This window comes from Carboxydothermus hydrogenoformans Z-2901, from assembly GCF_000012865.1.
Taxonomy (GTDB): Bacteria; Bacillota; Z-2901; order Carboxydothermales; family Carboxydothermaceae; genus Carboxydothermus; species Carboxydothermus hydrogenoformans.
On record NC_007503.1, the window covers coordinates 1718271 to 1744839 of the forward strand.

The window sequence follows — 26569 nt, forward strand, 5'->3', positions numbered from 1 at the left end:
TTCACCCGTTAGCCATTTTTCCTGGTACCAATTTTATTTTCGGTACCGGACCGTAATCTCTTAATATTATCCCGGTGTCGGTAAAAAATCATTACCGCAAGAAAGATTCCCAAATAAATGTAAGACAAATCTAATCCAAATAAAAGCATAATTAGTGGAATTGATAACCCGCAAACAATTGAGCCCAGGGAAACGTAACGGCTAATAAGCATCACCGTAAGCCAAATAAAAAAAACCACAACCGTAACTTTAATGGAGGTCATAATTAAAACCCCAAAAGTAGTAGCAACAATCTTGCCCCCATGAAACTTTAAAAAAATTGAGTAAGCATGGCCAATTACAACAAAAAACGATGCTACCAGAGCCCCCCGTTCACCGGCTAAAAGGGACCCGATATAAACCGCCAACATCCCTTTACCCACATCGCCAATAGCGGTTATAGCTCCAGGATAAGGGCCGAGGTTCCGGTAAACATTGGTAGCACCAATATTACCGCTCCCTTTTTTAGTTATATCGACACCCCAGAGATATTTTGAGGTAAGATAACCAAAGGGTACCGAACCTAAAATATAGGCCAGTAAAGCAGCTAAAATAATCAAGTAGTTCTCCCCCGCTCCCGTAAAACAAACTTAAGTGTGGTACCTTCAAAACCGAAATTTTGTCTAAAGACATTTTCCAGGTATCGCAAATAAGAAAAATGCATGAGCTCCGCATCATTAACAAACAAAGCAAAAGTTGGGGGCTTCGTCTCAATCTGGGTAGCATAGTAAATTTTCAGCGGTCTTCCCCGATCTGCCGGCGGTGGATTTAAAACCACCGCCTCCCGGAGTACTTGATTTAAAATACTTGTAGCCACCCGCTTTTGGTGTTCAAAAGAAACTCTATCTACAAGCTCCATTAATTTGTTCAATCGTTGGCCGGTTTTGGCCGAAACAAAAATTACCGGGGCATATTTTAAAAATCCCAATTCAAAATAAATATGTTCCTTGTATCTATCGGCAGTTTTGGCATCCTTTTCAATCAAATCCCACTTATTTACAACTATAATAACTCCCCGACCGTATTCGTGAATAAGTCCGGCAATTTTTTTATCCTGTTCCGTTACCCCCTCTTCGGCGGATATTACCAAAAGCGCTACATCGGCTCGCCGGATGGCTTTTATCGAACGGTTAACGCTGTACCTCTCCAAATCTTCCTCAATCCTGCTTTTCCGCCGCATGCCCGCGGTATCTATTAACAAATACGGCTTTCCCTGATACCACATTGGAGTATCTATGGCATCCCGGGTAGTTCCGGGAATGTCCGACACTACCACCCGCTCTTCGCCTAAAAGGGCATTTACCAAGGAAGACTTACCAACATTGGGTCTACCCACTACGGCAATTTTTACTACCGGATTCTCATCTTCATAATCTTCGGGAAAATTTAGTTTTGAAATAACAAGGTCCAGAAGGTCACCAACGTTTGTACCGTTGGCAGCAGAAACAGGAAAGGGCTCTCCCAAGCCCAAACGGTATAAGTCGTAAAAGTTTGCGGGAGGATTTAAATAATCATCTACTTTGTTGGCTACTAAAATCACCGGCTTATCCGATTTTCTGAGGTTTTTGGCAACAGCTTCATCGGTAGAGGTAATGCCTTCACGGCTGTCACAGACAAATAAAATTAAATCCGCCTCATTAATGGCTTTTTCTATCTGCTCCCGCACTTTGGTAGTGATAAGGTCTTCGGAAAACTCCAGGCCGCCGGTGTCTATTAAATCGAAAACCTTTCCCTGCCACTCCGCTTCACTGTACAATCTATCCCGGGTAACACCTGGGGTATCTTCCACAATAGCAATTCTTTCGCCGATAATGCGGTTAAATAAAGTAGATTTGCCCACATTGGGTCTGCCGACAATTGCTACTACCGGTTTCTTCATTTTTTTCACCTCCCAAACTGCTTAATTACCGCTAATAGCTCCTGAGGCGTTAAAACCGGATATACGGGCATTTTAAGTTTTAAAGCTACTTCATTAACGGTTAAATCGTCTAAAAACCGGTTATCTCCTTCTTTTACCATTATATCCGGAATTACAAGATAATCAAAGCTCTTAGGTTCAACTTCCCGCAAAATATCGTGCCCGGTTAAAAGTCCTGCTACCGTAACCTCCGGCCCAAATAAGCCGTTTTCCAGAGGAAGTAAAGTAATGTTTAATCCCGGAATATCGTTTAAACGCTCCACCAAAGGCGCTAAAATCTTCCCGCCTAAAATTCCGGTTATAAGTCCAACCTTCTGCGGTATTACTTTTTCCGGTAATCTTTTTAATACCCGCTTCATCTTATCAACAAAATCCCTGACGATTCCCACTCCATTTTCGTATTGGGGAAATCCTTCGTAAAATTCCCGGCCGGGTATCTTTTTCTCCGCCAAAAGAAAAAACTCATCGGAAGGATAAATTAGCCTTGTTCCCAGTTCTTTTTTTAACCTGCGGCCGTATTTCAGGGCAAGGTCAACTACAGCGATAGCTTCCTCTTTTGTAAAACGGCGCAACTTTTTATTTTTCCGAAAGCGGGTTAATCCCACCGGTACTAAAGCAATCGATTGAACCGCCGGAAAAAACTTTATTAAGTCGGTAAGGCTCTTTTCCAAAACTTCCCCATCATTAATACCGGGAACCAAAACCAACTGCAGATGAAAAGCGATACCGTTTTGCGCAAGAAGCTCTAATTTTTCTAAAATATCCCCGGCTTTCTTATTTCCTAAAAGCAGGCCTCGAATCTTAGGATCTGTGGCATGGACCGAAATATAAAGGGGAGATAACCGTTCTTTAATTATCCGCTGAAAATCAGCATCGGTTAAATTGGTTAAGGTGATATAGTTTCCGTGGAGGAATGACAAGCGATAGTCGTCATCCCTAACATAAAGGCTTTCCCGCATCCCGGGCGGCAACTGGCGCACAAAACAAAAAAGGCAGTGGTTTTCACACTCGCGAATCCCATCAAAAACCGAACTTTCAAAGATAAGGCCCAAATCTTCAAGCCCGGAATTTTTAACTTTAATTTTCCGAATTTTACCGTTTTTTTCTTTAATTTTTAAAGTATAACTTTTCTTTAAAGTTAAAGTCTTGTACTGAATATAATCCAAAAGTTTTTGACCGTTTATTTCCAAAAGCTCGTCTCCGGGATTGATACCGAATTTATAAGCCAGGCTTTCGGGTATTACTTCTACAATCTTGACCATAAAATCCCCTACTTCTTTAAATGTTTTCTTTCAAATTATCTTTTAACCGGTTTATTTCTGTCAAGATAATTTTAATAATATCGTCTCGCTTTTTTTTCCGAAAGCCCCAAAGATTAAAACGCCAGTAAAAAAGCTCTAATTTCGTAAAATAAGGATTTAAGTCCAAGGTCAATACCTGATTTTTTTTAGCGATTAGTTCTATAAAATTATCAACGATGGTTTTTAAAAGACTATCTTCAAAGGTTGATATGGCCAAAACTTCAATTTCAAACAACTCTCCAAGTTTATACAAAACATTTCGTTTTAAATCCTGCGAGCATTTAAAAAAAAATTTCCAATCTCCTTTAAAACTAAAGTGCTACGACAAAGTATTATTAGCATCGAAACTCCCCTTAATTTTTTTTACTTCTGCGGTAAATTTAACATAAGCTTTACGCGTACCCCAGAGAACCAGAGGTCTTCCAATAAAAACCAACTTTAACCGTCTTGAAAGAAATCCGCCCAATTTCATCGGAAAATTTACATGGTTAACGGCATTTACCACCTTAATCATTTCCCCAAACTTTGCCGCAAGATAGTTTAAAACCGGTTCCACTACCAAATTTAGCGATCTTCGCCCCAGTACGTACACCTCATTACCGAATTCATCCTGACCGCAATAAAAAAAAGAACCGTGTTCTTCCTGCTCCTGTTTTTCGTATAGGGGCATCTCCATAATTTCTTTATTATCCGGTATGCGATCCATCGGCAAATGGCCCAAATGGATTGCCGCCATTATTACCGAAGAATGGGCACCACCGTAGCAGTGGTAAATTATTTTCATCTTCTCTCCCCTTTAACCGGAACGGGATGGAGAGGGGCTCCCTCCATCCCGCCTTTTCTTATTTTGTTTCCTCATCCTTTTGTTCTTCCTTTTTGCCTTCTTTCCGCCGGGGTAACATACTGCTTGTTACCTCCCGGGAAATAAAACTCCCAAGCCGCTCTTTGGCCCCACTTATACTTCCGGCACTTATGAGTAAGAAAGCACCACCTAAGATTAAAGCAGCTATAAGGACGATAAAAAAGTTTCGCCATGCACCGGGAGATTTGGCTACGTCGCTTCGCACTCCTTGAGTTGTACCCTGGGTTCCGGGCATTGAAGTTGCAACCCCCAGGACTTTAGGAACGGCATCGGCAAATAAGCGAACTCCTTTTTCCGCTTCATACCGTTTGTTGGTGTGAGTTCCTACTTCAATTAAAAGAGCGGTAGGCATTAAATCCTGATTGTAGTTGCCCTTACCTATATAGATACCTTTAATCAAACCTGGATGGGTTTTATCAACGTAAGCTTTCATCTTCCGGGCAAAATCCAGATTCGCAGCCATTTGCGGATTTTGCCGGCCCACCACCAAACGGATTTTGGTTACCTTTTGCCCCTGAATATTTTTCTCGTAAAAATCCGGGTCGGGTACAGCATCCCGGTGAACGTCTAAAATTGCTATCGGCCGTTTTTTCATTAAACGCACCGCCGTTCGCCGGGAACGGTGGTAAGCGTTGGCATCGTGGGGATCATGGGGAGTTCGATCGTAAGCTACCTTTACTCCCATCCTGCTGAGCTTATCGGCTAAGGCTGCACCAACCTTGTAAATGCCACCCCGGGCCGGAATATTTGCCTTTCCATCGGAGGGCTGATAAGCTTCATCGCTATGGGTATGGTACATGGCCACAATACCTTTTTTCTTTGGCATAGCACCGGCAGGTAACACAACCCGCTCAAAATATTCTTTATAACCCAGCAAAATTTGGTCTTCTCCCAGATACCGGGCGTAAGCCCTTTCATGGTCCACCCGGGTTATCTTGTAATGCCGGTCATCTTCCGTGATAATTTCATCCCCTATAGCTACCTTTCGGGCCATTTTATCTAAAACCCGACCGTTTTCATCATAAATGGTAATGTAAAAATTACCACTGTGTTCCGCAAGCTCACTATTTAGTTCGGAAGTAAAATACCTTTCTCCGTAAACCGGTAGAGGGAATAGAAGTATCAGTAAAATTACCAGCAGGGGTAGAAAATTAATTGTTCTTATTTTCATTTTCCTTCGCCTCCCCGGTGATTCCTAAACTACTGGTAAGCTCCGGTTCAGGATTTTTTAACCCTTCTAAAAGCTTTTGGTCCCTCTTTTCCGTAGCAGGTCCCCCTTGAAGCCTTTCCCTGGTTTCCCCCACCACTTCCGCCAAAATTACCGCTAAAATCCCTGCCACCACGATTCCGTCAAACACCCCACCGCCACCAAGATCTACTCTTCCCGGCGTATTGGTGGTTATGAGGTAAAAGAGATGGAATAAATCGTTTAAAATTAAGCCCACCGTTGCGGCTATAAAAGCTCCCCGCCGCGACCGGCCCGCTATATATCCCACCACTGCCGCCACAATTGGGGCAACATATAAGGGGTCAATGATTTCAAAGCGCCCCGCCGGCTCCACATTTCCCCGCATTAAAACTGCCGTTACAAAGTAAACCGCAACTGCCGCCACCACCGAACCTATTAAAGCCCGCACCCATTCTTTGGTGGAACCCGCTTTGTAAAGTAAGTACCCGGCTATGACCAACGGAACAATTCCGCCCCCTAAATTTAAGGAGAAGGTTATCCGTCCGCGTAATAAGGTTAAGTCAAGAAAACTTCCGACAATCATTAAACCAATTAACACCAGTGCTTCCCGGTCGGTAAGCTTCATCCTGTCTAATACCCGGTGCATAAGTCCAAAAAAGATTAAGGCAACTAAAATTACCAGTAAAATGGTTCCCAGAGAAAACATCCTGCTTCTCACTCCCTCTTAAATTGCAAAATAAAAAGGCTAACTCATTAATAGAGTTAGCCCCAGTGCCGGTTTTTATACATCCTTTAATTTTCCTCTTAAAATTTCCCCCAGGCTAAAGGTCAGGTTTTCTTCCTCCGCAAGTTCTTTTTGGTATTGCTCTTTTTCTTTTTCCCGTAAAGCCTCTTTCTGGGAAAGGGTCATCTTCTTTTCCAGCGGCTTTAAGGTTAAAATTTTTACCTCCATTTTCTGTCCAACCTGATATTTTTTCATTAAAGGTTCATTTTCGGCCTCGGTTTCCCGGGCCGGAAGATAGCCTTCAATACCCGGGAAAAGCTCCAAGATTAATCCGTGGCGTAAAATCTTAACTACCGTCCCTTCTAAAACCGCACCCTCTTTTAATTCATCGGGGATTTTTTGCCAGGGATCGGGAGTTAGCTGCTTTAGCCCCAGGCTTACTTTCAGGTTGTGCCGGTCTACTTCTAAAACTACCACTTCCAGTTCCTGTCCCACCTGTAAGTGCTCTTCCGGCCGGACATTGCGCTGCCAGCTGATATCCTGCGCCCGCAGTAATCCTTCAAAACCTCCGAGGTCAACGAAAGCTCCAAAAGGCATGATTTTGGTAACCTTTCCTTTAACTTTGCTCCCTTCTTTTAGCGTGGCAATTTTTTCTTTTTTGGTTTTTATTTCCTGCTCTTTTAAGTAACTTTTCCGGTCCAAAACTACCCGCCTTTTGGCTAAATCCACTTCAATGACATAAGCGGTTATTTCTTCCCCCTTTAAAGCTTCTAAATCTTCCACATAATTTAAAGCTATTAAAGAAGCCGGTAAAAAGGCTCTAACTCCAATATCAACCAAAACTCCACCTTTAACCACTTCCACAATTTTACCGGTAACCGGTACTTTATTTTTTTGCCATTCTAAAAGTTTTTCTTCTGCCAATATTTCTAAGGCTTTTTTGCGGGATAAGATTATCTTCCCTTCCTCATCTTCTTTTAAAACCAAAACGGGAAACTCATCCCCTTCCTTTACCGCATCCCGGGCCCGCTCGATACGGTACCAGGTAATTTCCTCTAAAGGAATTACCCCTTCCCCTTTGGTTCCAATATCTACTAATACTTCCTTTTCCAAAACCTTTACCACTTTTCCCCTAACAATTTCCCCTTCTTTAACCGGTTTTATCTCCAAAAGAGCTTGTTCCATTGACGCCATCTGCTCCACTTTTTTTCTAACCTCCTCGATAATCCAGGCCGGAGTAGAGGCTCCGGCAGTTATCCCAACTTTTGCTTTACCGGCAAACCACTCCGGCTTTATTTCCGAAGCTTCTTCTATCAGGTAAGTTGGAGTATTGGTGGCGGCACAAATTTGGGCCAGCTTTTTGGTATTGGCACTGTTTTTCCCGCCAACTACCAACATCACTTCCACTTCCGTAGCCAGCTTGCGACTTTCTTCCTGGCGGGTTCGGGTAGCGTGACAAATGGTATTAAACGGTCTCACCTCTCCGCCTTTTTTCTTTATCACCTCAACTACCTGCCAAAAATTTTCGCTTTTTTGGGTAGTTTGGGCTATTACCGCAATTTTAGGATAAAAAGGTAGCCGGGCGGCTTCCTCGGGATTTTCCACCACCAGAGCTTTGTAGCCACTCCAGCCTACTATTCCCTGCACTTCGGGATGTTTTTTATCTCCGACCACCACCACCTGATAACCTTCATCGGTAAGTTTTTGAGCTAAAATTTGGGCTTTTTTGACAAAAGGACAGGTGGCATCCTCCACCACGTAACCTCTATCAACTATTTCCTGTAGCTTTTCCGGAGTGGTACCATGGGAACGAATTATAATGGTTTTGCCGTTTCCCTCTTCAATTTCCTCGATGGGAATTATTCCCGCTTTTTTTAATCTCTCCACTTCCTGAGGGTTATGAATTAACGGACCCAGAGAATAAACCGGATTGTTATTCTCGGCAGCCTTTTGCGCCGTTTCAATAGCTCTTTTAACCCCAAAGCAAAAACCGGCATTTTGCGCAACTATGATTTCCATCCAAAACGCTCCTTACAAAAGTTCTTTTACTTTTTCCCGTAAAAACCTGGCCCCTTTCTCCAATTCGTTTTTATCATATGGAAGCTCGTTAATTATTTTCCCAATCACAACCTTGCAGCGTTTAAATCCGCGGGTATTTTTCAGGCCTACCGGTAAGATCGGCACGGAAGCTTTTAAAGCTAAAGCCGCTGCCCCTTCGTGAAACTCTCCCAGAGTTTTTAGCCGGGTTCCTTCGGGAAAGATCCCCACCACTTTACCCTCTTTTAAGTACTTTAAAGCCGTTTTTACTGCCGTTAAATCCACTTCATTTCTTTTAACCGGAAAAGCCCCCAGCTTTTTTAAAAGCAGGCCAAAGCCCGGAATATCGAACAGCTCTTTTTTCGCCATAAAATACACCTGATGGGGCAAAGCACAGCCAATAGCCACCGGATCAAAGTAGCTTTCATGATTGGCAACAACCAAGTAAGGCCCGGATTTCGGTACATTTTCCAGTCCTTCAACTTTCATCCCTTTAAAAATTATCATAAACCAGCGGGCAACCATACGGGCAAACCTATAAAACATCATTTTTCCTCCCGATTATCTCTAAAAGTTTTGCCACCACTTCTTCAATTTTAAGTCCTGTAGTATCCACTAAAATTGCATCTTCCGCCTTTCTTAACGGCGAAATTTCCCGGGTAGTATCTAACTCATCCCGCTTTAGCACTTCCCGGAAAACCTCTTCATAACTTACCTCATACCCCTTGGCCAGAAGTTCCCGGTGGCGCCGCCGGGCCCGCTCCTCGGCCGAAGCGGTTAAAAAGATTTTTACTTCCGCCTCGGGCATCACCACGGTACCGATATCCCGCCCATCGGCTACCACATTACCTTTGGCGATGATTTTCCTCTGAAGTTCCGTTAAATATTTCCGCACCTCGGGCAGGGCCGAAACTTTGGCCACTAATTCGGAAACTTGAGGAGTCCGGATGAGTTCCGTTACATCTCTTTCATTTAAAAGAATTTTCTGGCCCTCATCTCCGGGAATAATTTTTATATCTGTCTTTTCCAGTAGCCTCTTAATCCCGTTTTCATCTTCCAAAGAAAGGTTGTTTTCCAAAAATAACACCGTAACTGCCCGGTACATAGCTCCCGTATCCAAATAGGTAAAGCTAAGCTTTTTGGCCAAGATTCTGGCTACCGTACTTTTCCCTGCTCCTGCCGGTCCGTCAATGGCAATGCGCATTGGATTACGCTCCTTCGGTTAATTTTGTCAACTGTTGAAAAAACTCGGGATAAGAAATGGCAACGGCATCAGCATTTAAGATTTCTGTAGTCCCTGCGGCAGTTAACCCTAAAACCGCCAGGCTCATGGCTATCCGGTGGTCATGGTGGGAATCAACAGTTGTTCCCAGAATTTTATTGCCACCGCTTATTATAAAGCCATCGGGAAGCTCTTTAACCGCTACACCCATTTTGCTAAACTCGGAAACAATGCTTTTTATCCGGTCCGACTCCTTCACTCTTAACTCCTCGGCTCCCCGTACCTTGCTTTCGCCGTAAGCTAAAGCCATAGCCACCGCTAAAATCGGAAATTCATCAATCATGGCCGGAACAATTTCCGGAGGAACCTCAACAGCTTTTAAAGGAGAGTATTTAACTTCTAAATCCCCTACGGGTTCACCGCTATTTTCGTGAAAATTCAGGATTTGAATATTTGCCCCCATTTCTTTTAAAACCGTTAAAAGACCGGTTCGGGTAGGATTTAAACCTACATTTTTAATAATTAAATGACTGTCAGGAACAATTAAAGCCGCCACAATAAAAAAGGAAGCGGTCGAAAAATCTCCGGGAACAATCACCTTCTGACCTAAAAGTTTCTGTCCACCGGAAATTTCTACTCTAAGTCCTTCCCTTTTTATTTTTGCCCCAAAACCAACCAGCATTCTTTCGGTATGGTCCCGGGACAATTGCGGCTCGGTGACCGAAGTATTCCCCTCGGCCCGAAGTCCCGCCAGAAGTAACGCCGATTTCACCTGGGCGCTGGCTTTTTTTAAGATAAAATCCTGCCCCCGAAGCTTTCCTCCCTTTATCGCAAAAGGCGCATAATCTCCCTGCCCCCGCGCCAACACCCTGGCTCCCATTTGCGTTAAAGGCTCCAAGACCCGCTTCATCGGGCGGCGCCGCAGGGAAGCATCTCCGGTAAAAACCGAAACAAAAGGAAAAGTAGCCGCAACCCCGGATAAAAGCCTTAGCGTGGTTCCGGAATTCTGGGCATCAAGAACATCCTGCGGTTCGGAAAAGTTTTGTGCCGTACCAAAAACTCTGACAAAAGTATCTCTGCGCTCAATTCTAACTCCATACTTTTCTAAACAATTTAAAGTGGCCAGAGTATCCTGAGCGACCAAAAAGTTTTCGATTTCCGTTATTCCTTCCGCTAACGCTCCTAAAATTAATGCCCGGTGGGAAATGGATTTATCCCCTGGCACCGTTACCTGGCCTTTTAAACCTTTTTTGGCAGCAGTTATTTTTTTCATACCAAAACCCCTTTACAAAATTTCCAGCACCATTTTTAACTCATTGATAAAGCGCGCGTTTTGGACAGGTGTACCCACCGTTACTCTAATCCAATCGTCCATCCCAAAAATGTCCCCGGAACGGACAATTACACCCCGTTTTAATAATTCCCGAAATACTAATGCTGAAGGCTTTTCGGTTTTAATCATTAAAAAATTGGCAGCCGAAGGAATGTAGGAAAGCCCCATCCGAATTATCTCCTGATAGAGAAACTTTTTCCCCTCATCAGTATTTTTGACTACTTCCCTTACATACTCCTCGTCATCTAAAGCAGCTACAGCAGCCATCTGCGCTAAAAAGTTTACGTTAAAAGGCGGACGCAAGCTATTAATTGCCTTGGCTAAATTCTCAGGAGCAAAACCGTAACCGACCCTGAGACCGGCCAGGCCATAAGCTTTGGAAAAGGTTCTTAACACCACCGTATTGGGCCGTTTCTTAAAAAAATTTAAGCCATCGGGATAATCGTTAAAAAGCCGGGCAAACTCAAAGTAGGCTTCATCTAAAACCACAACTACTTCCTCCGGTACTCTTTCCAAAAATTCCTCCAGCTCACCTTTCGTTATATAAGTACCGGTAGGGTTATTGGGATTGCAGAGATAAACAAGCCTGGTTTTTTCATTTACCGCCTCTGCCATTGTTTTTAAATCCAGCCGGTGTTCTTTTAAGGGAATTTCCCGGGCAATTCCGTTCATCATTGTAACCACCGGTTCATACCGGGGAAAGCTCGGCACCGGCATTATCGCTTCATCCCCCGGGTCAATTAAGGCCATCGCTAAAAACATTACTAACTCGTCGGACCCATTCCCCAGGATAATGTTATCCGGCGTAACTCCGTATTTTGCCGCAATCTTTTCTTTCAAACGAAAAGCCCCGCCGTCGGGATAATAATTTACCTTATCCACCGCTTCTTTAATGGCTGCGGCAACTTTGGGAGAAATGCCCCAGAGGTTTTCATTGGAAGCAAGTTTATCGATATTGGTTATCCCGAGCTCCCGTTCAACCTCTTCTACCGGCTTTCCCGGCACGTAAGGTTTTAAGTTTTCCAAAGCTTTACGAACCATCCTACCGCTCCCCCTTTTATATTTTAAAAAAAGCCAAAAGCTAAGCGCTTTGGCTGATAAACCTTTTAACCATCGTCATTAAATTTTGAAACTCGTTATAGTCCAGGGATTGCTGGCCATCGGATAGAGCTTTTACCGGTTCGGGATGGACCTCAACCATTATTCCGTCAGCTCCGGCGGCAAGTGCTCCCAGAGCCACCCTACCTACCAGCTCCCTGCGTCCGGTAGCATGGGATGGGTCAGCAATAACCGGAAGGTGGGTTAAATCAAGAGCAGCCACCATGCCCGCCAGGTCAAAAGTGTTTCGGGTGTAATCCTCAAAAGTTCTAATTCCCCGCTCGCATAAAATTACCTGTTCGTTGCCCGCCGCAACAATGTATTCTGCCGCCAATAACCATTCCTTTAAAGTTGCTGCTAAACCCCGTTTTAATAATACGGGTTTATTAATAAGACCAACTTCTTTAAGCAGGGTAAAATTCTGCATATTGCGGCTGCCAATCTGCAAAATATCGGCATATTGCGCTACTATTTCCACATCCCGCGGGTCTAAAACTTCGGTAACCACGGGCATACCGGTTATTTCCCTGGCTCTGGCTAAAATTTTCAGCCCCTCTTCCCCCAGTCCGGCAAAAGTGTAGGGAGAAGTCCGGGGCTTAAAAGCACCGCCTCTTAAAATCTGCACTCCCGCTTCTTTTAAAAATAACGCTTCTTTAAGATACTCCTCTTCACCTTCTACCGCACAGGGGCCGGCAATAATTACCGGCTTGCCGCTGCCAATTTCGATATTTGAAACTTTAACAATTGTTTTTTCCGGTTTGGATTTGCGGCTAACTTTAAGCTCCATTATTCCACTCCCTTGCGGTAAACCTCTAAAAAGTTTTTTAATAGAAGAAGACCATACTCGGTTAGGATTGCCTCTGGATGAAACTGTACCCCTTCAACGGGATAATCTTTATGCCTTAAACCCATAATTTCACCTTCAGCAGTTTTGGCCGAAACAATCAGCTCCGTTTCCTCCGGCAACTCAACGATAAGCGAATGATACCTGGTAGCTAAAAAGGGAGAAGGAATCCCTTTAAAAATCGTTTTACCATCATGGTAAATGGGGGATGTTTTTCCGTGCATTGGCCGGGCAGCCCTTACCACTTTTCCCCCAAATACCTGCCCTATCGCCTGATGCCCAAGGCAAACCCCCAAAATAGGATACCGGTAAAGATTTTTAATAACCTCCAGGCTAATCCCGGCCTCATTGGGAGTACAGGGACCGGGAGAAATAACAATATAGTCGGGATTTAAGGCCCTGATCTCTTCAACGGTAATCTTATCGTTGCGGTATACCGTTACCGCTTCTCCAAGCATTTGAAAGTATTGAACAAGATTATAGGTAAAGGAATCGTAGTTGTCAATCAGTAACAGCAACCTGTAAAACCCCTTCTTTAGCCTCAATTTAAGCTAAGTCCTCACGTAATTTTGCTGCTCCTTTTAAATATACATGCTTAACATTCTCATCAGCCCCTAAATCAACAAAAAGCAAAACCCTTATAACCCTCGGCATCCCGCCTATCACATCTGGCTCTTGCGCTGACATTAAGGGAATCCCTTTTAAACCCAATTCCCGAGCAGTTTTAGCCGGATAAGCGGAAACGATATCCTTTGTTTGGGTAAATAATACCGCCACTACATTATTTACTGTTAGGTTGTTTTCCTTAAAAATAGTCTCCAGCAGCTCCCGGGTAGCTTTTGCTACTTCTTCGGGCTGGTCTCTTTCAATCGTTATCGCACCCCGGATGCCTTTTAACAAAAACACACCCCCTTATCAGGGAACTGCCCGGTGACCAAGGCCAACCCCCACTTCATCTAAGTGCAGCAAACCAACACCAAAAAATACCGCCACCGCAACGTGGTCCTGAAAACGCGCAATACCTATTTTACCGCCAACATTTAATCCTAAAGCCTTGGTCATTAACTGCGATATAGCTTCCCGGGTAGCACCGGCAACCGCCCCTTCATCGGCGTGGGTTTCTTTGATAACCCCTTCCCGTTTAGCAGCAACCACCGCCCGCTCAACAATTTTATTAACAGCGGAGATAAAATCCCCACCGTAATCAACCGCGGCTGCCCGGATATTTTCTTCGGCAAGCTTTATTTTTAATTCTTTTTCTTCTTCCCGCGTCTCGGTTAAAGCCATCATTAAGGCTGCTTTGGCAGCCTTTTTACTGCCGACATTTGGCATACTCTCAGTTCCTCCTTACCTAACTTTCAAAAACAATTATACACGTAAAAACCGTTTAAACCAATTCATTTTTAACTTTTTCCTGCTAAATATCCGGTAGAAAAAGCCATCTGAAGATTAAAGCCCCCGGTTTCTCCGTGGCAATCGATAACCTCCCCGGCGAGATAAACTCCTTTGATAAGCCTGGACTCCATGGTGGAAGGATTTATTTCCTTAACATCTACTCCTCCGGCGGTAACGTAGGCCATCTCTAACGGCATTGTCCCGGTAAGGTTAAAAAAGGTTCCTTTTAAAGCTTGGGAAACTTTCGTAACAACCTTAGGAGAAAGGGAGTGAACCACCGCTTTCGGATTTTGCCCGTAATAATTAAGCAGCCACTCCCGAAGCTTTTCGGGAAGTTTGCCGGGAAGAGCATTTTTAAGGGTTTTATTTCCATTGGAAATAATTTTTTCTTTTAACTCATCCACAGAATATTCCGGGAAAAAATCAATTTTTATCTTGGCTTCGGAAAAATTTAACGGTAGATAACAGCTTAAATTTAACACCGTAGGGCCCGAGAGGCCAAAGTGGGTAAAAAGCAAGGGGCCTCTTCTGGCTTTAAGTTTTTTCCCCGAAGAAAACAATGCTAAATTCACATCCATTACCGTTATCCCGCTTAACTCTGCGACTTTTTCCGCAAGCTTTAACGGAACCAGGGCAGGTCTTGGGGAAATAATGTTATGTCCCAATTTACTTAAAAGCTCAAAGCCATCTCCGGAGCTTCCGGTTTGGGGAAAAGAAGCCCCGCCGGTAGCAACTATGACTTTAGCAGCATAATATATCCCGTCTTTCGTTCTAACACCTAAAACCTGCCCATCGTTAACCAGGATATCTTTGACCTTTTGCTTATATAAAATCTCCACGCCTTTTTTCCTTAATAATTTTTCCAGTAACTTTACAACATCCTTTGCTTTATCGGAAGCAGGATAAACCTTTTTCTCTTCCACCTTTAATTTAAGTCCATTTTTAATAAAAAAAGCCATTAAATCTTCATTGGTAAAAGTAAATAAAGCCTTTTTGAGAAATTTTCCATTGTGGTAGTACTCGTAAAAGTTATTTATTGGTGTTATATTGGTAATGTTTCCCCGACCGTTTCCCGTAAGGCAGAGTTTTTTACCGAGTGAATCGGTCTTTTCGATTAATAAAACCTGTCCTGAGGCAGATAAAGCCGCCATCATCCCGGCGGCTCCCCCTCCAATTACTATTGTCCTTTTCATCTTACTTCCCCAAATACTTCTTTTCAATAAATTCTCTTAAACGATTTATCTCTTCAACCAAACGGAAAATCATTTTCTCGGCCTCACCTTTGCTTAAAACCAGTTCCTGCGGTTCAAAAATTTCAATTTTTTTAAACTCCTCGGTAGCCACAAAGCGAATTAAATCTTCCAGGCTATCGGCTTTTAAAGTTACCAAAACCGGCGCATAGGAAACCTCGGCATTGGTGAGTTCATCGAATACGGTATAAATGTCAATGCTTATGTCAATATCTTCGACGGTAATCCCTTGAAAAGGAAGATTTCTTAGTTTAGCCACCTGACTTTCCCGAAGTTCTTCCGCCATTTTATCGGAGCTTTTCCCACCAAACAGAAATTTTGTTTTGCCGCTTGCTTTATAATCAAATCTTACCCTGGCAAGAATTTCGTTCTTCATCCTTTTCCCTCCTTGCCATTTGGTATTCGCTTTTTTCCTGAAAAATCCTGCCGGGATTTTTACATTATCCTCTGGTAATTTGACAAAAGCTATAAAAAAGTCGTTTAAGGAGGGATACCGTGAAAGAAGTTATTATTGCTTATTTTAAATCCCTGGAACAAACCGAACGGGCCATTGATTTTATTACCAATGCTCGCCTCGCAAACTCCCATATTTCTTTGATCTGCCCGGTAAACCCGTATACTGCACAAAAATTTAATGAAGAATATGCCATCGAGCTCACCGGTACCGGAGAAGTGGGTATGCTTCATGATTTTCATGGTCAGTTAGTCGAAATGCCGTTAGCTGAAGTTCCCGGTGTCGGCAAAGTTGCCTTGGCCGGCCCACTTTCCGATGATATTGCTAAAAAGGGGCTATTTAAAGCTCTTTTGCCTTTAGGATTTACCGAAAGCAAGGTAAGAAAAATAAAAAAAGCCTTAAAAAATAACGAAGTGGTAGTTATAATCGAAACCGAAAAAGAAAAAGTAAACGAAGCGGCCAATATCTTAGCCGACTTTGGCGGAAGACATGTAGAAAAATGGAATCCTCACACCGAAAGGGCCTCAATCACCCACGGTTAGAATTGACCAGACGCTTTAGTTTTAAAACTTCCGCGGGAGTTAAATAGCGAAAACTACCTTTTTTCAGGCCATATCCGGTTAAAAAGGCGATGCGCGTACGGATTAATTTTAAAACCGGGTGGCCAATTTTTTTAAACATCCTCCGTACCTGGCGCTTGCGCCCCTCGTGAATAGTAATTTCAATCCAGCTGTTTTTCCCTTCAGGTTTTTTAAAATTTACTTTGGCAGGAGCGGTATAGCCATCTTCCAGGAGTACGCCCCGTTCTAACTCTTTTAGTTTCGCCCGGTTGGGAGTACCCCGGACTAAAGCCAAGTAAGTTTTGGGAACCTGGTGTTTAGGATGGGTAAGAGCCATCGCCAAATCACCGTCATTCGTCAAAATGAGAAGCCCTTCGGTATTCATATCAAGCCTTCCCACCGGAAAGACCCGTTCCTTTACCTTACCCGCCAGTAACGATAAAACCGTGGGGCGGCCAAAGGGGTCGTCCACGGTTGTGATATAACCCGCTGGTTTATACATTAAAATATACACGAGTTTTTCCGGCTTAACAATTCGCCCGTCAACCTCCACCACGTCCCTATCACTTACTTTAAATCCCAGCTCTTTTACCACTTTGCCGTTTACCTTTACCCGGCCTGCTAAAATGAGCTGCTCGGCATCCCGCCGGGCTGCAACTCCAGCCCGGGCTAAATATTTTTGTAACCTTTCCATATTATCACCTTTTTTTCCAAAATAAAACTTCCGTTATTATTATTGTTACAATAAGCCAAAATAAACCGGCAATAAATCCTCCTAAAACATCTGTGGGCCAGTGAACCCCCAGGTAAATTCGGCTAAACCCAATTAAAAGAGGAAAACCGATTCCCAGAATAAGAAGCAAAATTTTGGGAAGGGGAAAGTTATTTTTTGCCAAAAGGTAAAAAAGCATTCCGTAAACTGCCATGCTGATCATAGCATGTCCACTGGGAAAACTGTAGCCACTTTCCGATATTTTAAAGTACAGCGTTGGTCTTAATCTTAAATAATGAAGCTTTAAGACATAATTTAAGACCGAGGCCCCAATGAAGCTTCCTAAAAAGGCCGTAAGGCTATCATAACGTCTTTTCAGGTAAAAAAAGTAAGAAATAACCGGCACCAGCATCATATAAAAACCAATGGAACCTAAGAAAGTGATGCCTTTCATCAATGGTAAAATTCCGGGAAAGTAAATTGCCTGAACCTTTTTTAGAATAATTTCGTCCCAGACAAAATTTTTCCGGGAAGTAAAAATTACTTCGGTAAGTTCCCCAAAAGCCCAAAATAAAACGCCACCCGTTAATGCGCCTACAATTAAATAAACAATTAAACCTTTTGTCTGTTTCTTCATACCTTATCCCCGAAAAAATTAATATTAAGTGCCAAAAAAGATTTTTACCACAAAGACCGAGGCAAGAAAAGTTGTAAAATCGGCAATTAATCCAACATAAGGAGCATAACGAAATTTTTTAATCCCAACAGAACCAAAATAAAGGGCCAAGACGTAAAAAGTAGTATCGCTGCTCCCTTGCATTGTAGATACCATCCGCCCAATCAAACTGTCGGGACCGTATGCCTCCATTAATTTGGCGGCAACTCCCAAGGCAGCCCCACCGGAAAGGGGCCTTAAAAGGGCATGAGGCAGGACTTCCGCCGGAATGCCAAGTTTATTTAAAAGCGGATTTAGCCCTAACGCCAATACTTTTAAAGCCCCGGATTCAAAAAAAATATTTATAGCCACTACCATCCCTACAAGATAAGGGATAGTCCGGATGGCGGTGTTAAACCCATCTTTGGCTCCTTCCAAGAAAGTTTCATAAACCTCTACTTTTTTTAACATACCGTAAAATATCACAAAAAACAAGATTAACGGTAAAAGCCAATTGCCTAATTTTATAATCATTTTACCACCTTGATTTTTTAAAAAAGTAATCGGCAATTAACGCCAAAGTAAATCCTATTAAGGTTGCTAAAAAAGTGGGAATTACGATGTCAGCAGGACTTGCCGCCCCAAATTTCTGCCGAAGTCCAATGATCGTGGTGGGCAATAATGTTATGGCGGAAGTATTTAAAGCTAAAAAAGTGCACATTGCTCGACTTGCGGTATCTTTTTGCGGATTTAAGCGGGAAAGCTCTTCCATCGCTTTTAAACCAAAAGGGGTGGCAGCATTACCTAAACCCAAAATATTGGCACTCAAATTTAAAAGAATTGCACCTTCCGCCGGGTGCCCCGGTGGAATCTCCGGAAAAAGCAGGCGAATTAATGGAGCCAGGATCTTTGAGAGATTTTCTACTATGCCGCTTTCTTCCATGATGCGCATTATCCCCAGCCAAAAGGTAATAATGCTTACAAGTCCAAAAGCTGTATCTACCGCAAGCTTGGCCCCCTCTAAAGCCGCTTTAACTATTAGCTCCGGCTTTCCCTGCCAAAAAGCCGCCAAACACCCAAGAAGCACCATTCCCCCCCACAGATAATTCAGCATCTTTCTCTCCTCCCCAGGCTTGTACTACTATCCTATTCACCCTCCTCCCCCTTTAGAACACCAAAAAAGGGACGGTTCTTTTTTTAGGCGTTTAGACGCAAATATCGGAACCGTCCCTCTTTTTGGCGTATGGACGTAAATATAAGAACCGTTCCTGAATTAGGCGGTTGGAGTTTCGAAGGCTTCGAGGGGGAAATCGGGTTTTTTGCGGTTGTTGCCAACAAAGTTCTGGATTTTTGCTAAAAGCTCTGGGGTCAGGTCGATAAGCTTATCCACCAAAGCATTGGTATCTACCGGTAACAGGCGAATTTGTCCCTTCCCCACTACCAAAAAACCCACCGGTTGCACCGAAACGCCGGCGCCGCTGCCACCCCCAAAGGGTAAAGATTTTTCCTTTCCTTCGCCGGTAGAAAACTCACTTCCTCCAGCAGCAAAGCCCAGGGTTACTCTGGATACGGGAATAATCACGCTGCCATCGGGAGTTTCTACGGCGCTTCCCACCACCGTATCCACATCTACCATTTCTTTTATACTTTCCATAGCCGTTTTCATTAAACTTTCAATGGGATGATGCTGAGTTTCCATTTCCTCCACCTCCAATTTACTTTTCCCCTTTAATTTGTACCAAAGGTTGCCTGAATATACCTTTTATTTTTTGTTTTAGGAGGAGGAAAAATAAGAAGGTGGCGGTTAGCAGTAAATGATACCAGGGTATTTCTATTAAAAGAGATAATTTTAAAGAAAACCTGATTCCCAGGCGGGGGTCTATATTTAAAAAAAATCGCTCTACTTTTTTAAAACGCCGGGCACAAAGGGCATAAAGCGTTCCAAATAACGAATACAAAACCCCCGAAACTATACCAAAGTAAAAGGGATCTTTCAGACCAGGGCTTAATTCTACAGATAGTTTTTTAATTATTACCCCTTTTTGAAAATAAAGGTAAGTTTTGTTAAAAAGTTTAAGGTAATCCCAGTAGGTTTTTAGAAATCTAATTACCTTTCCCCGGAATATTTTCACTTTTGTCGTTTTTTTAACCGCCTTCTGGTTAGAAAAAATAAAATGCCCCACTACCGGAATTTCTCCACCAAAATGCTCGGTAAATTCCGGTAAAGGCAGGGCAACTTCAAAATTCAAAAGCCCAAAAAAAAGACGAAAAACAAGGTTAATTTCTACATCTTCGGTAGATTCAAAATAAAGACCAAGCTCCAATAACTGCCACCTCTTTTACCAAATTACTCCTCAAAATTATTATTTCCATCATTTACCGCTTCATTCTCCAAATTTAACGGTGGCAGTTCATCGAGACTTTTCAAGCCAAAAAACTCCAAAAACTTGGCAGTGGTCCTGTAAATAATAGGACGGCCGGGAGCGTCTTTCCGTCCCGCCTCTTCAATAAGCCCTTTTTCTAAAAGAGTGGCGATAGAGCTATCGGCTTTTACTCCCCGGATAAGTTCAATTTCCGTTTTGGTAACCGGTTGCTTGTAAGCAATAATGGCCAAGGTTTCCAAAGTCGCCTGGGTTAAATGCTGGGCCGGGGGCTTAAAAAGCCTTTCTATATAAACGGAAAAATCCGGGCGGGTGGTAAGCCAAACCTCCTCCCCGGAAAAATGCAGCATTATACCCCGCTGGTCCTGCTCGAGTTTTTCCTGCAACCGCAAAACTATTTCTTTTGCTTCCTCTACGGATAATTCCAACGTCTGGGCAATTTTTTTCAGGGATAAGGGTTCCGGACTCACAAAAAGAAGCGCTTCTAAAGCCCCTTCAAGATTTATTGGAAACAGAACCGACATACCGTATCCAGATTTCTCCATCCGTTTTCACCTGCCAAGCCTCCACCACTTCCTGGCGCAAAAGCTCCAATAGGGCTAAAAAGAGGATAATCGCTTCTCTTTTACTTTCCACCCGGGCAAAAAGCTGGGAGAAAGGCAGAGCTTTTTCCTGTCTGAGTAAGTACCGCAAAATTTCTCCCATTTTTTCTTCTATGGTATATTCCTTTTCCGGTAAGGTAATTGGTTTTGGCGAAGTTTCAAGGCGCAGCAAGGTCTGGTTTAAGCTTTCGGTAAGTTTTTTTAGAGGAATTTCTTTCAGCTCACGCACCGAATACATCTTTAATAACTCTTCAACGTTAACTTTGCGGCGATAAACGCTGGGAAAGTTTCCCCTAATTTCTTTTAAATACTGGGCTATTTCCCGGAACTTCTGGTAGACTACCAGGCGTTCGACCAGTTCGGTTCGCGGGTCTTCTTCTTCCTCTTTTTTCCCAAACAACATTTTTACTTTTAAATATAAAAGGTGGCTGGCCATCACTAAAAATTCGCTTTTTATTTCCAAATTGTGTTTCTGGTACTGCTCTAAGTACCAAAGGTACTGCCGCGTAATTTCCGCAATGGGAATATCATAAATGTCAATTTTATTTTTTTCCACTAAATGGAGCAGTAAATCTAACGGTCCTTCAAAAACCGGCAGGACAATCTTATACATATAACTTACCTCAGCTTCATTTTTTCCCGAACTTCCCTCATTGTTTCCTTAGCTGCCCGGCTCGCCTTTGCCTGCCCTTCGGCCAATATTTCAAGATACTTTTTGCCTTTTAAAAATTCTTCCCTTCTTTCTCTAAGGGGTTCTAAAATTTCGTTAATTTTTAAAGCCAACTGTTTCTTGCAGGCCACACAGCCTATTCCTGCCGTTCGGCACTGTTCTTCTATTTCGGTTACTTTTTCCGGATAAAAAACTTGATAGTAAGTATGCACCACACAAACCTCGGGGTGGCCGGGATCGGTTTTCCGAACCCTTGCCGGGTCGGTAATCATATTTCTCACCTGCTCAGAGACTTCCTCCGGCGTGCTGGATAAAGCAATCTCATTTTTATAACTTTTACTCATCTTCCGTCCATCAATCCCCGGTAGCAGCGGAACGGCATGAAGCACCGCCTGCGGCTCGGGAAATACACTACCGTAAAGATAGTTAAACCTCCGGGCGACCTCCCGGGTAAGCTCTAAATGGGGAAGCTGGTCTTCCCCTACCGGCACTAAATTTGCCCGGTAAATTAAAATATCCGCTGCCTGCAGTAAAGGGTAACCTAAAAAACCGTAAGTATTTAAATCTTTCCCCATTTCTCCAAGCTTTTCCTTTTGGTCCTTATAGGTGGGAACCCGTTCTAACCACGAAAGGGGAGTAAACATACCAAACAAAAGAGCCAGCTCCGCATGCTCCTTTACTTCCGATTGCACAAACAATGCTGATTTTTCCGGGTCAATTCCGGCAGCAAGAAAATCCAAAGCTAAATATTCAATGTTTTGTAAAACTTCATCGGTATTTTCATATTCGGTAGTTAAAGCATGCCAGTCGGCAATCATATAAAAGCATTTAGCTTCCTCTTGCAGTTTAACCCAGTTTTCGAGCACCAGCAAATGGCCTAAGTGGAGCCTCCCCGTTGGTCTCATCCCGCTTAATACGATTTTTTCCATATTCAAATCCTCCTATCCTACCAAAAACTTAAAAAGTGCAAAATAAAAATTTAAAATAAACCGCGTAATTGGTTGTAAAACAAAGGAAATGGCGCCGGTAAAAAGTAATAAAAGGAGTATTGCCTGACCATAGCTAACCATAAACTTCCGGATTTCGTAAGAAAAAAAACGATTAAATATCTTTTCCCCGTCCAACGGAAAAACCGGTAAAAGGTTAAATACCCCCAAAGATACGTTGATCGCTACCGCAGTAATGCCAATTTCCCAAGCATAGGGAAGATTTATCCCCCCGAAAGCCAGGAAAAGAACGATAATAAAAGCCAGCACAAAATTGGATAAAGGTCCGGCTAAAGCCACCAAAGCCATACCGTTACGCGGGTCACCCCGGAAGTTGTAAGGATTAACGGGAACCGGTTTAGCCCAGCCAAATCCGGCAATTAAAAGCAGCAAAACCCCTACCGGGTCGATATGGGAAAGGGGTGATAAGGTTAACCTTCCTTCCCTCCGGGGCGTATCATCCCCGAGGCTTGTAGCTACCAGAGCATGACTGAATTCATGGATGGTTAAGCCGACGATTATCCCCGGAAGCATCACTCCCAGGTCGTATAATGACGGAATCCTTAAGAACCCAAAAAAACTATCCATGGTAACTCTCCTCAAAAATAATTTTGTTTAACATACAAAATTTCCTCATCTTTATTTTTTAAAACCCCATCAATTTTTAACATTTTTATTTTATGTAAAATTTCTCGATACAGGGGACCGGGCTTTAAACCCAAGGCTTTTAAATCTTCGCCGGTAATTTCGGGCTTGATAAATCTCAGTTCTTCGAAATACGTTTTAAACCGCTCTCTGGCCCGGAATCTATCCAGTAACAGATATAAAGCCCAGTAACCTTCCGGAGGAAGTTTCGTTAAAGTTTCGAATATTTCCACCCCTTTTACTTCCCGGGAGAGAGATAAAAGTTTTAACGCTTCCTTAATTCCTAAAGCTCCCTGTCTTAAAACTTCTTCTTCTTCCCCCGTTAAAGGATACTTTTTTATAAACTCCTCAATTCCCTCTAAATTTTTTGCATAAACCCCCATTACCCCGTGCAGCCAGGGAATCTTCATTTCTTTTAGTAACCGGAAATATTCCACAGTATAATTGAAATAACGTTTTAAATAATCTTCTTCATAAAAAGCTTTTGGAAAAACTTCCTGAAAAACACCGTAATGCTTTAAAAATTTAAGGATTTTTAAAATATCTTTTTCGGCAAAAATAAGTTTTAATTCGTACAGGATTCTTGCGGAAGAAACCAAGTTTAAAAATCCACCTGCAATAGCATCAACCAAAAGCTTTTCGGTGTTTTCTTCAAGTTTAAAATTAAATCTACCTAAAAAACGAAGCGCCCTTAAAATTCGCGTAGGATCTTCGACAAAGCTTAAGTTGTGTAAAACCCTTATAATCCCTTCTCTTAAGTCCAAAAGCCCTCCAAAGGGATCAAAAAGTTCACCGATATGGCCGTAGGTGATTTCTATAGCCATAGAGTTTATGGTAAAGTCCCGCCGGTATAAATCTTCCCTAATAGTGGAAACTTCCACCTCCGGCAGTGCGGCAGGATGCTGGTAAAATTCCACCCGGGAAGTTGAAAAATCTATCTTTTGCCCGTTTTTCAGGATAATCGAGGCAGTCTTAAAACGCTCATGGGGAATAAACTTTATTGCCGAAAGGGTTTTGCCAACTTCTTGGGCTAAAACAAGAGCGTCCCCTTCCACCACAATATCTAAATCCTTTTGTTTATGGCCTAAAAGTAAATCCCGCACAATTCCCCCGACTAAAAATACCCGCATGCCAAGTTGACTTGCCCATTTGCCGACGACGTTGATTAGCTCCTGACCTTCCGGGGAAATATTTTCATCCAAAAGCTTCTTTAAGTTTACCTCAAAACTCCCTTCCCGGTAAAGGGTTTTATGGGGCCTTAATTCTTCAGGCCGGTGATACTGCTTTAAAAGATCCGTCCGGGAAATAATCCCTATTAACTTTCCTCCTTCTACCACCGGCAACCGGCCAATATCATGCTTTATTAAAAGTCTTAATGCTTCTTCCAGGGACGCTTCAGGTTCAATGGTTACAGGATTTTTACTCATGTAAGCTTTAACCGGAGCATGTCCTAAGTTATGATGGATAATTTTATCGACATCTCTTCGGGAAATAATCCCAACTAACTTATCCCCTTCCAGCACCGGTAACCCCGAATGGCCATAGCGAACCATAATTTTTCGCGCTTCTTCCACGGTACTATCCACAGTCACAAATTTCACCGGCCAGCTCATAATTTCTCTAACGGTTTTTGCGGGAATCTTAAAATTATTAAGCAATTTTAAAGCTATTTCTAAAACTTCTTGAACATCCCTATCTTTAAGGGTTAAAGAAACCGCCTGCGGGTGTCCTTTGACCCCAAGGCCGTATAAAATTGAACGTAAATCAATCTCTTCCTTGGTAGAACGGCCAACTAAATGCACCGTTTTACCCATCTGCACGGCCATGATAAGGACATCCGGCCGGTGCATTTCCATTAAATAGCTGGCCATAAAAGATAGCCCGGGTAAATAATCATCGGCTCTGGCCCAGGTGGCAAGGTAAAAAAAGCCCTTGCTTTCTTCGGTGACAGCATTATTTAAAAGTTCTTTTAACAAAAACTCCTGTTCCCGGGAAAGCGGTCTTTTTATAAACCGGTTCACTACTTCCAAGTTGACCCCGAAATTAAATAAATAGGCTAACGCTTCAATATCCTCTTTGGTAGTAGAGGGATACAACAACCCTCCCGTATCCTGATAAATTCCCAAAGCCATAACCGTAGCTTCAACCGAGGAAATCTCTATCCCTAATTCTTTTAATTTTTGTATTAACAGGGTAACAGTCGCTCCCGTGGGCTTTACAAATTTTTCAGCAAGATAAGGCTTTAAATCGGGAGCTAAAGGATGATGGTCATAAAGGATAATTTTCAGATTTTCGTTTAGATAATGCCGGATATGAGAAAAGCGGGAAAGTTCCGAACTATCCACCAGGATTAGCCTTTTTACATCCCTGGGGGTAGTTATTTTTTTCTGAATCTTTAAGCTATCTTTATAAAGAGCAAGAAACTCCTCCACTGCTGGCAAAACCTTGGCCGGCAAAAGAAGATTTGCCTGGGGAAATAAAATCCCCGCAGCAACCATTGATGCTAAACCGTCAAAATCCATATTGTGATGGGTAGTAATTAAATCCATAATTTCCTCCGTTACACTTAATCTATATAATTATACCATAAAACGTTAACTAAGTACTCTTTCTCTTTTTGATAATGGTTAAAAGTAATAAGATGTAGGGAAAAATTACTTCAAGAAAAAATGCCAACCAGGATAAGGTTCCCAGGTCATCCTTTACTTCGGCAATATTTTGAGGAGCAATAGCCCAAAAAAATACTAAAAGCAAGATTGGAGCCGTTAAATGCCGGTAATCTTTTTGCCCAAAGGCCTTACGTAACACTAACAGCGCAGCAAAAATATTAAGTCCCGCCACCGTGAAAATTGCCGTCATCCAGCCACCAATTAGTAAGCTATCCAAGCGGTAAACAACATACCCGATATTTAACATTTTGATTATCTCATAGGAGGGATAACGCATCCGTGCTAACGATTCCGGTCCAAAAATCATTAGACCTACTAAACATACAGCTGCATAAATTAAAGTTACAAGCCCCATACCTACGACCGAGGCTTTTATCCCGTCTTTCAAGTCACGGAAATCTTTGGCAAAATATAAAAAAATACTAAAACCTGAAAAGGAAAATACACTACCAAAAATACCTTTTAAAAGATTAATTTCGGGATTTATTACCGGCTTTAAATATTCTACCTCCCATTTATTAATGATAAAAAACGTTACTACAAACAGTAAGGCAAGTTTTATAAACATAAAGATCACATTTATATTTTTCACCGTTTCGTAACCGGAGTTACAAAAATAAAAAAATAATAAAAGGAATAACATTATCATTATGTAAGTCGGCGTTTCTTCTAAAAGCGTATCTGCCGCAAAATCGGTAAAAACCCTGAGAACCAAGCTTGCCAACCAGAGAAAATAATAAACAAAAATAAGGGCAAAAAAACGACTTAAAAATTTACCGTAAAGCTTTTCCCCGTACTCGATAAAAGTTTGGTCTGGCCAATAACTTTGGACAACAACTATCGTTAAAAGTGAAAGAAAGTTTATAAATCCCCCGGGAAAAATGAGCAACCAGCCGGAACTCTTGGCAGCCTCAGCCATTACTGCCGGCAACGAGATAATGCCCGATCCTACCGTTGCACCTATTATTAAAGCTACTCCTTCTCCCCAGCTAATTTTCATAAAAAAACCTCCTGATTCTAACC

Annotated in this window: 31 protein-coding genes; 1 reads left to right on the forward strand and 30 read right to left on the reverse strand. The window is 42.6% G+C overall.

Annotated features, from left to right (window positions below; all coding sequences use genetic code 11):
- Window positions 1-8: 8 nt before the first annotated feature.
- The 18 genes from plsY to CHY_RS09000 all read right to left on the reverse strand — a co-directional run bounded on the left by plsY (window position 9) and on the right by CHY_RS09000 (window position 15588).
- Window positions 9-599 (reverse strand): glycerol-3-phosphate 1-O-acyltransferase PlsY, encoded by a 591-nt coding sequence (plsY, locus tag CHY_RS08915; protein WP_011344810.1) that lies wholly within the window; start codon window positions 597-599, stop codon window positions 9-11.
- Window positions 596-1918 (reverse strand): ribosome biogenesis GTPase Der, encoded by a 1323-nt coding sequence (gene der / locus CHY_RS08920; RefSeq protein ID WP_011344811.1) that lies wholly within the window; start codon window positions 1916-1918, stop codon window positions 596-598. Before der ends, plsY begins: the two co-directional genes overlap by 4 nt.
- A gap of 5 nt (window positions 1919-1923) precedes the next feature.
- On the reverse strand, window positions 1924-3219 hold the full coding sequence (locus CHY_RS08925) for a DUF512 domain-containing protein (RefSeq protein WP_011344812.1): 1296 nt from the start codon (window positions 3217-3219) through the stop codon (window positions 1924-1926).
- Between the two features lie 16 nt (window positions 3220-3235).
- Window positions 3236-3493 (reverse strand): hypothetical protein, encoded by a 258-nt coding sequence (locus CHY_RS08930; RefSeq protein WP_041537736.1) that lies wholly within the window; start codon window positions 3491-3493, stop codon window positions 3236-3238.
- 84 nt (window positions 3494-3577) lie between these two features.
- A complete protein-coding gene (locus tag CHY_RS08935; RefSeq protein WP_011344814.1) occupies window positions 3578-4042 on the reverse strand; it encodes a DUF3189 family protein in 465 nt (154 codons plus the stop codon).
- A gap of 58 nt (window positions 4043-4100) precedes the next feature.
- Complete coding sequence (gene spoIIP, locus CHY_RS08940; protein WP_011344815.1) at window positions 4101-5291, reverse strand: stage II sporulation protein P; 1191 nt, start codon at window positions 5289-5291, stop codon at window positions 4101-4103.
- The gene (locus CHY_RS08945; protein WP_011344816.1) at window positions 5272-6015 is read right to left on the reverse strand and encodes a DUF1614 domain-containing protein; all 744 of its coding nucleotides are present in this window, start codon (window positions 6013-6015) and stop codon (window positions 5272-5274) included. Before CHY_RS08945 ends, spoIIP begins: the two co-directional genes overlap by 20 nt.
- A gap of 75 nt (window positions 6016-6090) precedes the next feature.
- The gene (locus CHY_RS08950) at window positions 6091-8052 is read right to left on the reverse strand and encodes a bifunctional 4-hydroxy-3-methylbut-2-enyl diphosphate reductase/30S ribosomal protein S1 (protein WP_011344817.1); all 1962 of its coding nucleotides are present in this window, start codon (window positions 8050-8052) and stop codon (window positions 6091-6093) included.
- A gap of 12 nt (window positions 8053-8064) precedes the next feature.
- On the reverse strand, window positions 8065-8619 hold the full coding sequence (locus CHY_RS08955; RefSeq protein ID WP_226986701.1) for a lysophospholipid acyltransferase family protein: 555 nt from the start codon (window positions 8617-8619) through the stop codon (window positions 8065-8067).
- Entirely contained in the window at window positions 8606-9274 is a 669-nt protein-coding gene (gene cmk / locus CHY_RS08960) for a (d)CMP kinase (RefSeq protein ID WP_011344819.1), read from the reverse strand. Before cmk ends, CHY_RS08955 begins: the two co-directional genes overlap by 14 nt.
- A 4-nt stretch (window positions 9275-9278) precedes the next feature.
- On the reverse strand, window positions 9279-10565 hold the full coding sequence (gene aroA / locus CHY_RS08965) for a 3-phosphoshikimate 1-carboxyvinyltransferase (protein ID WP_011344820.1): 1287 nt from the start codon (window positions 10563-10565) through the stop codon (window positions 9279-9281).
- A 12-nt stretch (window positions 10566-10577) separates the two neighbouring features.
- A complete protein-coding gene (gene hisC, locus CHY_RS08970) occupies window positions 10578-11666 on the reverse strand; it encodes a histidinol-phosphate transaminase (protein WP_011344821.1) in 1089 nt (362 codons plus the stop codon).
- A gap of 40 nt (window positions 11667-11706) precedes the next feature.
- Window positions 11707-12510 carry a 3-deoxy-7-phosphoheptulonate synthase gene (gene aroF, locus CHY_RS08975; RefSeq protein WP_011344822.1) on the reverse strand — a complete coding sequence of 268 codons (804 nt, stop codon included), beginning with the start codon at window positions 12508-12510 and terminating at the stop codon, window positions 11707-11709.
- A complete protein-coding gene (locus CHY_RS08980; protein WP_011344823.1) occupies window positions 12510-13085 on the reverse strand; it encodes an anthranilate synthase component II in 576 nt (191 codons plus the stop codon). The genes aroF and CHY_RS08980 overlap by 1 nt, the downstream gene beginning before the upstream one ends.
- A gap of 28 nt (window positions 13086-13113) precedes the next feature.
- Complete coding sequence (gene aroH / locus CHY_RS08985) at window positions 13114-13467, reverse strand: chorismate mutase (RefSeq protein ID WP_011344824.1); 354 nt, start codon at window positions 13465-13467, stop codon at window positions 13114-13116.
- Between the two features lie 15 nt (window positions 13468-13482).
- Window positions 13483-13899 (reverse strand): HutP family protein, encoded by a 417-nt coding sequence (locus CHY_RS08990; RefSeq protein WP_011344825.1) that lies wholly within the window; start codon window positions 13897-13899, stop codon window positions 13483-13485.
- A gap of 71 nt (window positions 13900-13970) precedes the next feature.
- Window positions 13971-15155 (reverse strand): NAD(P)/FAD-dependent oxidoreductase, encoded by a 1185-nt coding sequence (locus tag CHY_RS08995; protein ID WP_011344826.1) that lies wholly within the window; start codon window positions 15153-15155, stop codon window positions 13971-13973.
- A gap of 1 nt (window position 15156) precedes the next feature.
- Window positions 15157-15588 carry a hypothetical protein gene (locus CHY_RS09000; protein WP_011344827.1) on the reverse strand — a complete coding sequence of 144 codons (432 nt, stop codon included), beginning with the start codon at window positions 15586-15588 and terminating at the stop codon, window positions 15157-15159.
- A gap of 119 nt (window positions 15589-15707) precedes the next feature.
- Here CHY_RS09000 and CHY_RS09005 point away from each other — a divergent pair, with 119 nt between their 5' ends.
- Entirely contained in the window at window positions 15708-16208 is a 501-nt protein-coding gene (locus CHY_RS09005; protein WP_011344829.1) for a hypothetical protein, read from the forward strand.
- On the opposite strand, the gene CHY_RS09010 is transcribed toward CHY_RS09005, so the two are convergent.
- From CHY_RS09010 to CHY_RS09065, 12 genes are all read right to left on the reverse strand, one after another.
- Window positions 16195-16920, reverse strand: a complete 726-nt coding sequence (locus CHY_RS09010; RefSeq protein WP_011344830.1) for a pseudouridine synthase — start codon at window positions 16918-16920, stop codon at window positions 16195-16197. The genes CHY_RS09005 and CHY_RS09010 overlap by 14 nt on opposite strands.
- Before the next feature lie 4 nt (window positions 16921-16924).
- On the reverse strand, window positions 16925-17575 hold the full coding sequence (locus tag CHY_RS09015) for a phosphatase PAP2 family protein (protein WP_011344831.1): 651 nt from the start codon (window positions 17573-17575) through the stop codon (window positions 16925-16927).
- Between the two features lie 24 nt (window positions 17576-17599).
- A complete protein-coding gene (locus CHY_RS09020) occupies window positions 17600-18127 on the reverse strand; it encodes a spore maturation protein (RefSeq protein ID WP_011344832.1) in 528 nt (175 codons plus the stop codon).
- Window position 18128: 1 nt separating this feature from the next.
- Entirely contained in the window at window positions 18129-18707 is a 579-nt protein-coding gene (locus CHY_RS09025) for a nucleoside recognition domain-containing protein (protein WP_011344833.1), read from the reverse strand.
- 159 nt (window positions 18708-18866) lie between these two features.
- Complete coding sequence (gene ytfJ / locus CHY_RS09030) at window positions 18867-19292, reverse strand: GerW family sporulation protein (RefSeq protein ID WP_011344835.1); 426 nt, start codon at window positions 19290-19292, stop codon at window positions 18867-18869.
- Window positions 19293-19308: 16 nt separating this feature from the next.
- Window positions 19309-19917: a hypothetical protein gene (locus CHY_RS09035; RefSeq protein ID WP_011344836.1), complete on the reverse strand. Its 609-nt coding sequence runs from the start codon at window positions 19915-19917 to the stop codon at window positions 19309-19311.
- 23 nt (window positions 19918-19940) lie between these two features.
- Entirely contained in the window at window positions 19941-20519 is a 579-nt protein-coding gene (gene scpB / locus CHY_RS09040; protein WP_011344837.1) for an SMC-Scp complex subunit ScpB, read from the reverse strand.
- Window positions 20470-21189 carry a segregation and condensation protein A gene (locus CHY_RS09045; RefSeq protein ID WP_011344838.1) on the reverse strand — a complete coding sequence of 240 codons (720 nt, stop codon included), beginning with the start codon at window positions 21187-21189 and terminating at the stop codon, window positions 20470-20472. Before CHY_RS09045 ends, scpB begins: the two co-directional genes overlap by 50 nt.
- Before the next feature lie 5 nt (window positions 21190-21194).
- Complete coding sequence (gene trpS / locus CHY_RS09050; RefSeq protein ID WP_011344839.1) at window positions 21195-22175, reverse strand: tryptophan--tRNA ligase; 981 nt, start codon at window positions 22173-22175, stop codon at window positions 21195-21197.
- A gap of 12 nt (window positions 22176-22187) precedes the next feature.
- On the reverse strand, window positions 22188-22820 hold the full coding sequence (locus tag CHY_RS09055; protein WP_011344840.1) for a site-2 protease family protein: 633 nt from the start codon (window positions 22818-22820) through the stop codon (window positions 22188-22190).
- 11 nt (window positions 22821-22831) lie between these two features.
- Complete coding sequence (locus CHY_RS09060; protein ID WP_011344841.1) at window positions 22832-25426, reverse strand: CBS domain-containing protein; 2595 nt, start codon at window positions 25424-25426, stop codon at window positions 22832-22834.
- A gap of 49 nt (window positions 25427-25475) precedes the next feature.
- A complete protein-coding gene (locus tag CHY_RS09065) occupies window positions 25476-26546 on the reverse strand; it encodes a GerAB/ArcD/ProY family transporter (RefSeq protein WP_011344842.1) in 1071 nt (356 codons plus the stop codon).
- Window positions 26547-26569 lie beyond the last annotated feature (23 nt).

What these genes read in the sequence shown, in the direction of transcription:
- CHY_RS08990 (WP_011344825.1), bottom strand. Translation starts at nt 13,899, where the DNA reads ATGCCAAATGTCGGCAGTAAAAAGGCTGCCAAAGCAGCCTTAATGATG.
- CHY_RS09055 (WP_011344840.1), bottom strand. Translation starts at nt 22,820, where the DNA reads ATGGATAGTTTTTTTGGGTTCTTAAGGATTCCGTCATTATACGACCTG.
- CHY_RS09060 (WP_011344841.1), bottom strand. Translation starts at nt 25,426, where the DNA reads ATGGATTTAATTACTACCCATCACAATATGGATTTTGACGGTTTAGCA.
- CHY_RS08950 (WP_011344817.1), bottom strand. Translation starts at nt 8,052, where the DNA reads ATGGAAATCATAGTTGCGCAAAATGCCGGTTTTTGCTTTGGGGTTAAA.
- scpB (WP_011344837.1), bottom strand. Translation starts at nt 20,519, where the DNA reads ATGGAGAAATCTGGATACGGTATGTCGGTTCTGTTTCCAATAAATCTT.
- der (WP_011344811.1), bottom strand. Translation starts at nt 1,918, where the DNA reads ATGAAGAAACCGGTAGTAGCAATTGTCGGCAGACCCAATGTGGGCAAA.
- cmk (WP_011344819.1), bottom strand. Translation starts at nt 9,274, where the DNA reads ATGCGCATTGCCATTGACGGACCGGCAGGAGCAGGGAAAAGTACGGTA.
- CHY_RS09010 (WP_011344830.1), bottom strand. Translation starts at nt 16,920, where the DNA reads ATGGAAAGGTTACAAAAATATTTAGCCCGGGCTGGAGTTGCAGCCCGG.
- CHY_RS08935 (WP_011344814.1), bottom strand. Translation starts at nt 4,042, where the DNA reads ATGAAAATAATTTACCACTGCTACGGTGGTGCCCATTCTTCGGTAATA.
- CHY_RS09000 (WP_011344827.1), bottom strand. Translation starts at nt 15,588, where the DNA reads ATGAAGAACGAAATTCTTGCCAGGGTAAGATTTGATTATAAAGCAAGC.
- CHY_RS09025 (WP_011344833.1), bottom strand. Translation starts at nt 18,707, where the DNA reads ATGCTGAATTATCTGTGGGGGGGAATGGTGCTTCTTGGGTGTTTGGCG.
- aroF (WP_011344822.1), bottom strand. Translation starts at nt 12,510, where the DNA reads ATGGAGCTTAAAGTTAGCCGCAAATCCAAACCGGAAAAAACAATTGTT.
- aroA (WP_011344820.1), bottom strand. Translation starts at nt 10,565, where the DNA reads ATGAAAAAAATAACTGCTGCCAAAAAAGGTTTAAAAGGCCAGGTAACG.
- CHY_RS08995 (WP_011344826.1), bottom strand. Translation starts at nt 15,155, where the DNA reads ATGAAAAGGACAATAGTAATTGGAGGGGGAGCCGCCGGGATGATGGCG.
- trpS (WP_011344839.1), bottom strand. Translation starts at nt 22,175, where the DNA reads ATGGAAAAAATCGTATTAAGCGGGATGAGACCAACGGGGAGGCTCCAC.
- CHY_RS09020 (WP_011344832.1), bottom strand. Translation starts at nt 18,127, where the DNA reads ATGATTATAAAATTAGGCAATTGGCTTTTACCGTTAATCTTGTTTTTT.
- hisC (WP_011344821.1), bottom strand. Translation starts at nt 11,666, where the DNA reads ATGGTTCGTAAAGCTTTGGAAAACTTAAAACCTTACGTGCCGGGAAAG.
- ytfJ (WP_011344835.1), bottom strand. Translation starts at nt 19,292, where the DNA reads ATGGAAACTCAGCATCATCCCATTGAAAGTTTAATGAAAACGGCTATG.
- CHY_RS08945 (WP_011344816.1), bottom strand. Translation starts at nt 6,015, where the DNA reads ATGTTTTCTCTGGGAACCATTTTACTGGTAATTTTAGTTGCCTTAATC.
- CHY_RS09045 (WP_011344838.1), bottom strand. Translation starts at nt 21,189, where the DNA reads ATGTATAAGATTGTCCTGCCGGTTTTTGAAGGACCGTTAGATTTACTG.
- CHY_RS08955 (WP_226986701.1), bottom strand. Translation starts at nt 8,619, where the DNA reads ATGATGTTTTATAGGTTTGCCCGTATGGTTGCCCGCTGGTTTATGATA.
- CHY_RS08925 (WP_011344812.1), bottom strand. Translation starts at nt 3,219, where the DNA reads ATGGTCAAGATTGTAGAAGTAATACCCGAAAGCCTGGCTTATAAATTC.
- spoIIP (WP_011344815.1), bottom strand. Translation starts at nt 5,291, where the DNA reads ATGAAAATAAGAACAATTAATTTTCTACCCCTGCTGGTAATTTTACTG.
- CHY_RS09065 (WP_011344842.1), bottom strand. Translation starts at nt 26,546, where the DNA reads ATGAAAATTAGCTGGGGAGAAGGAGTAGCTTTAATAATAGGTGCAACG.
- CHY_RS09015 (WP_011344831.1), bottom strand. Translation starts at nt 17,575, where the DNA reads ATGAAGAAACAGACAAAAGGTTTAATTGTTTATTTAATTGTAGGCGCA.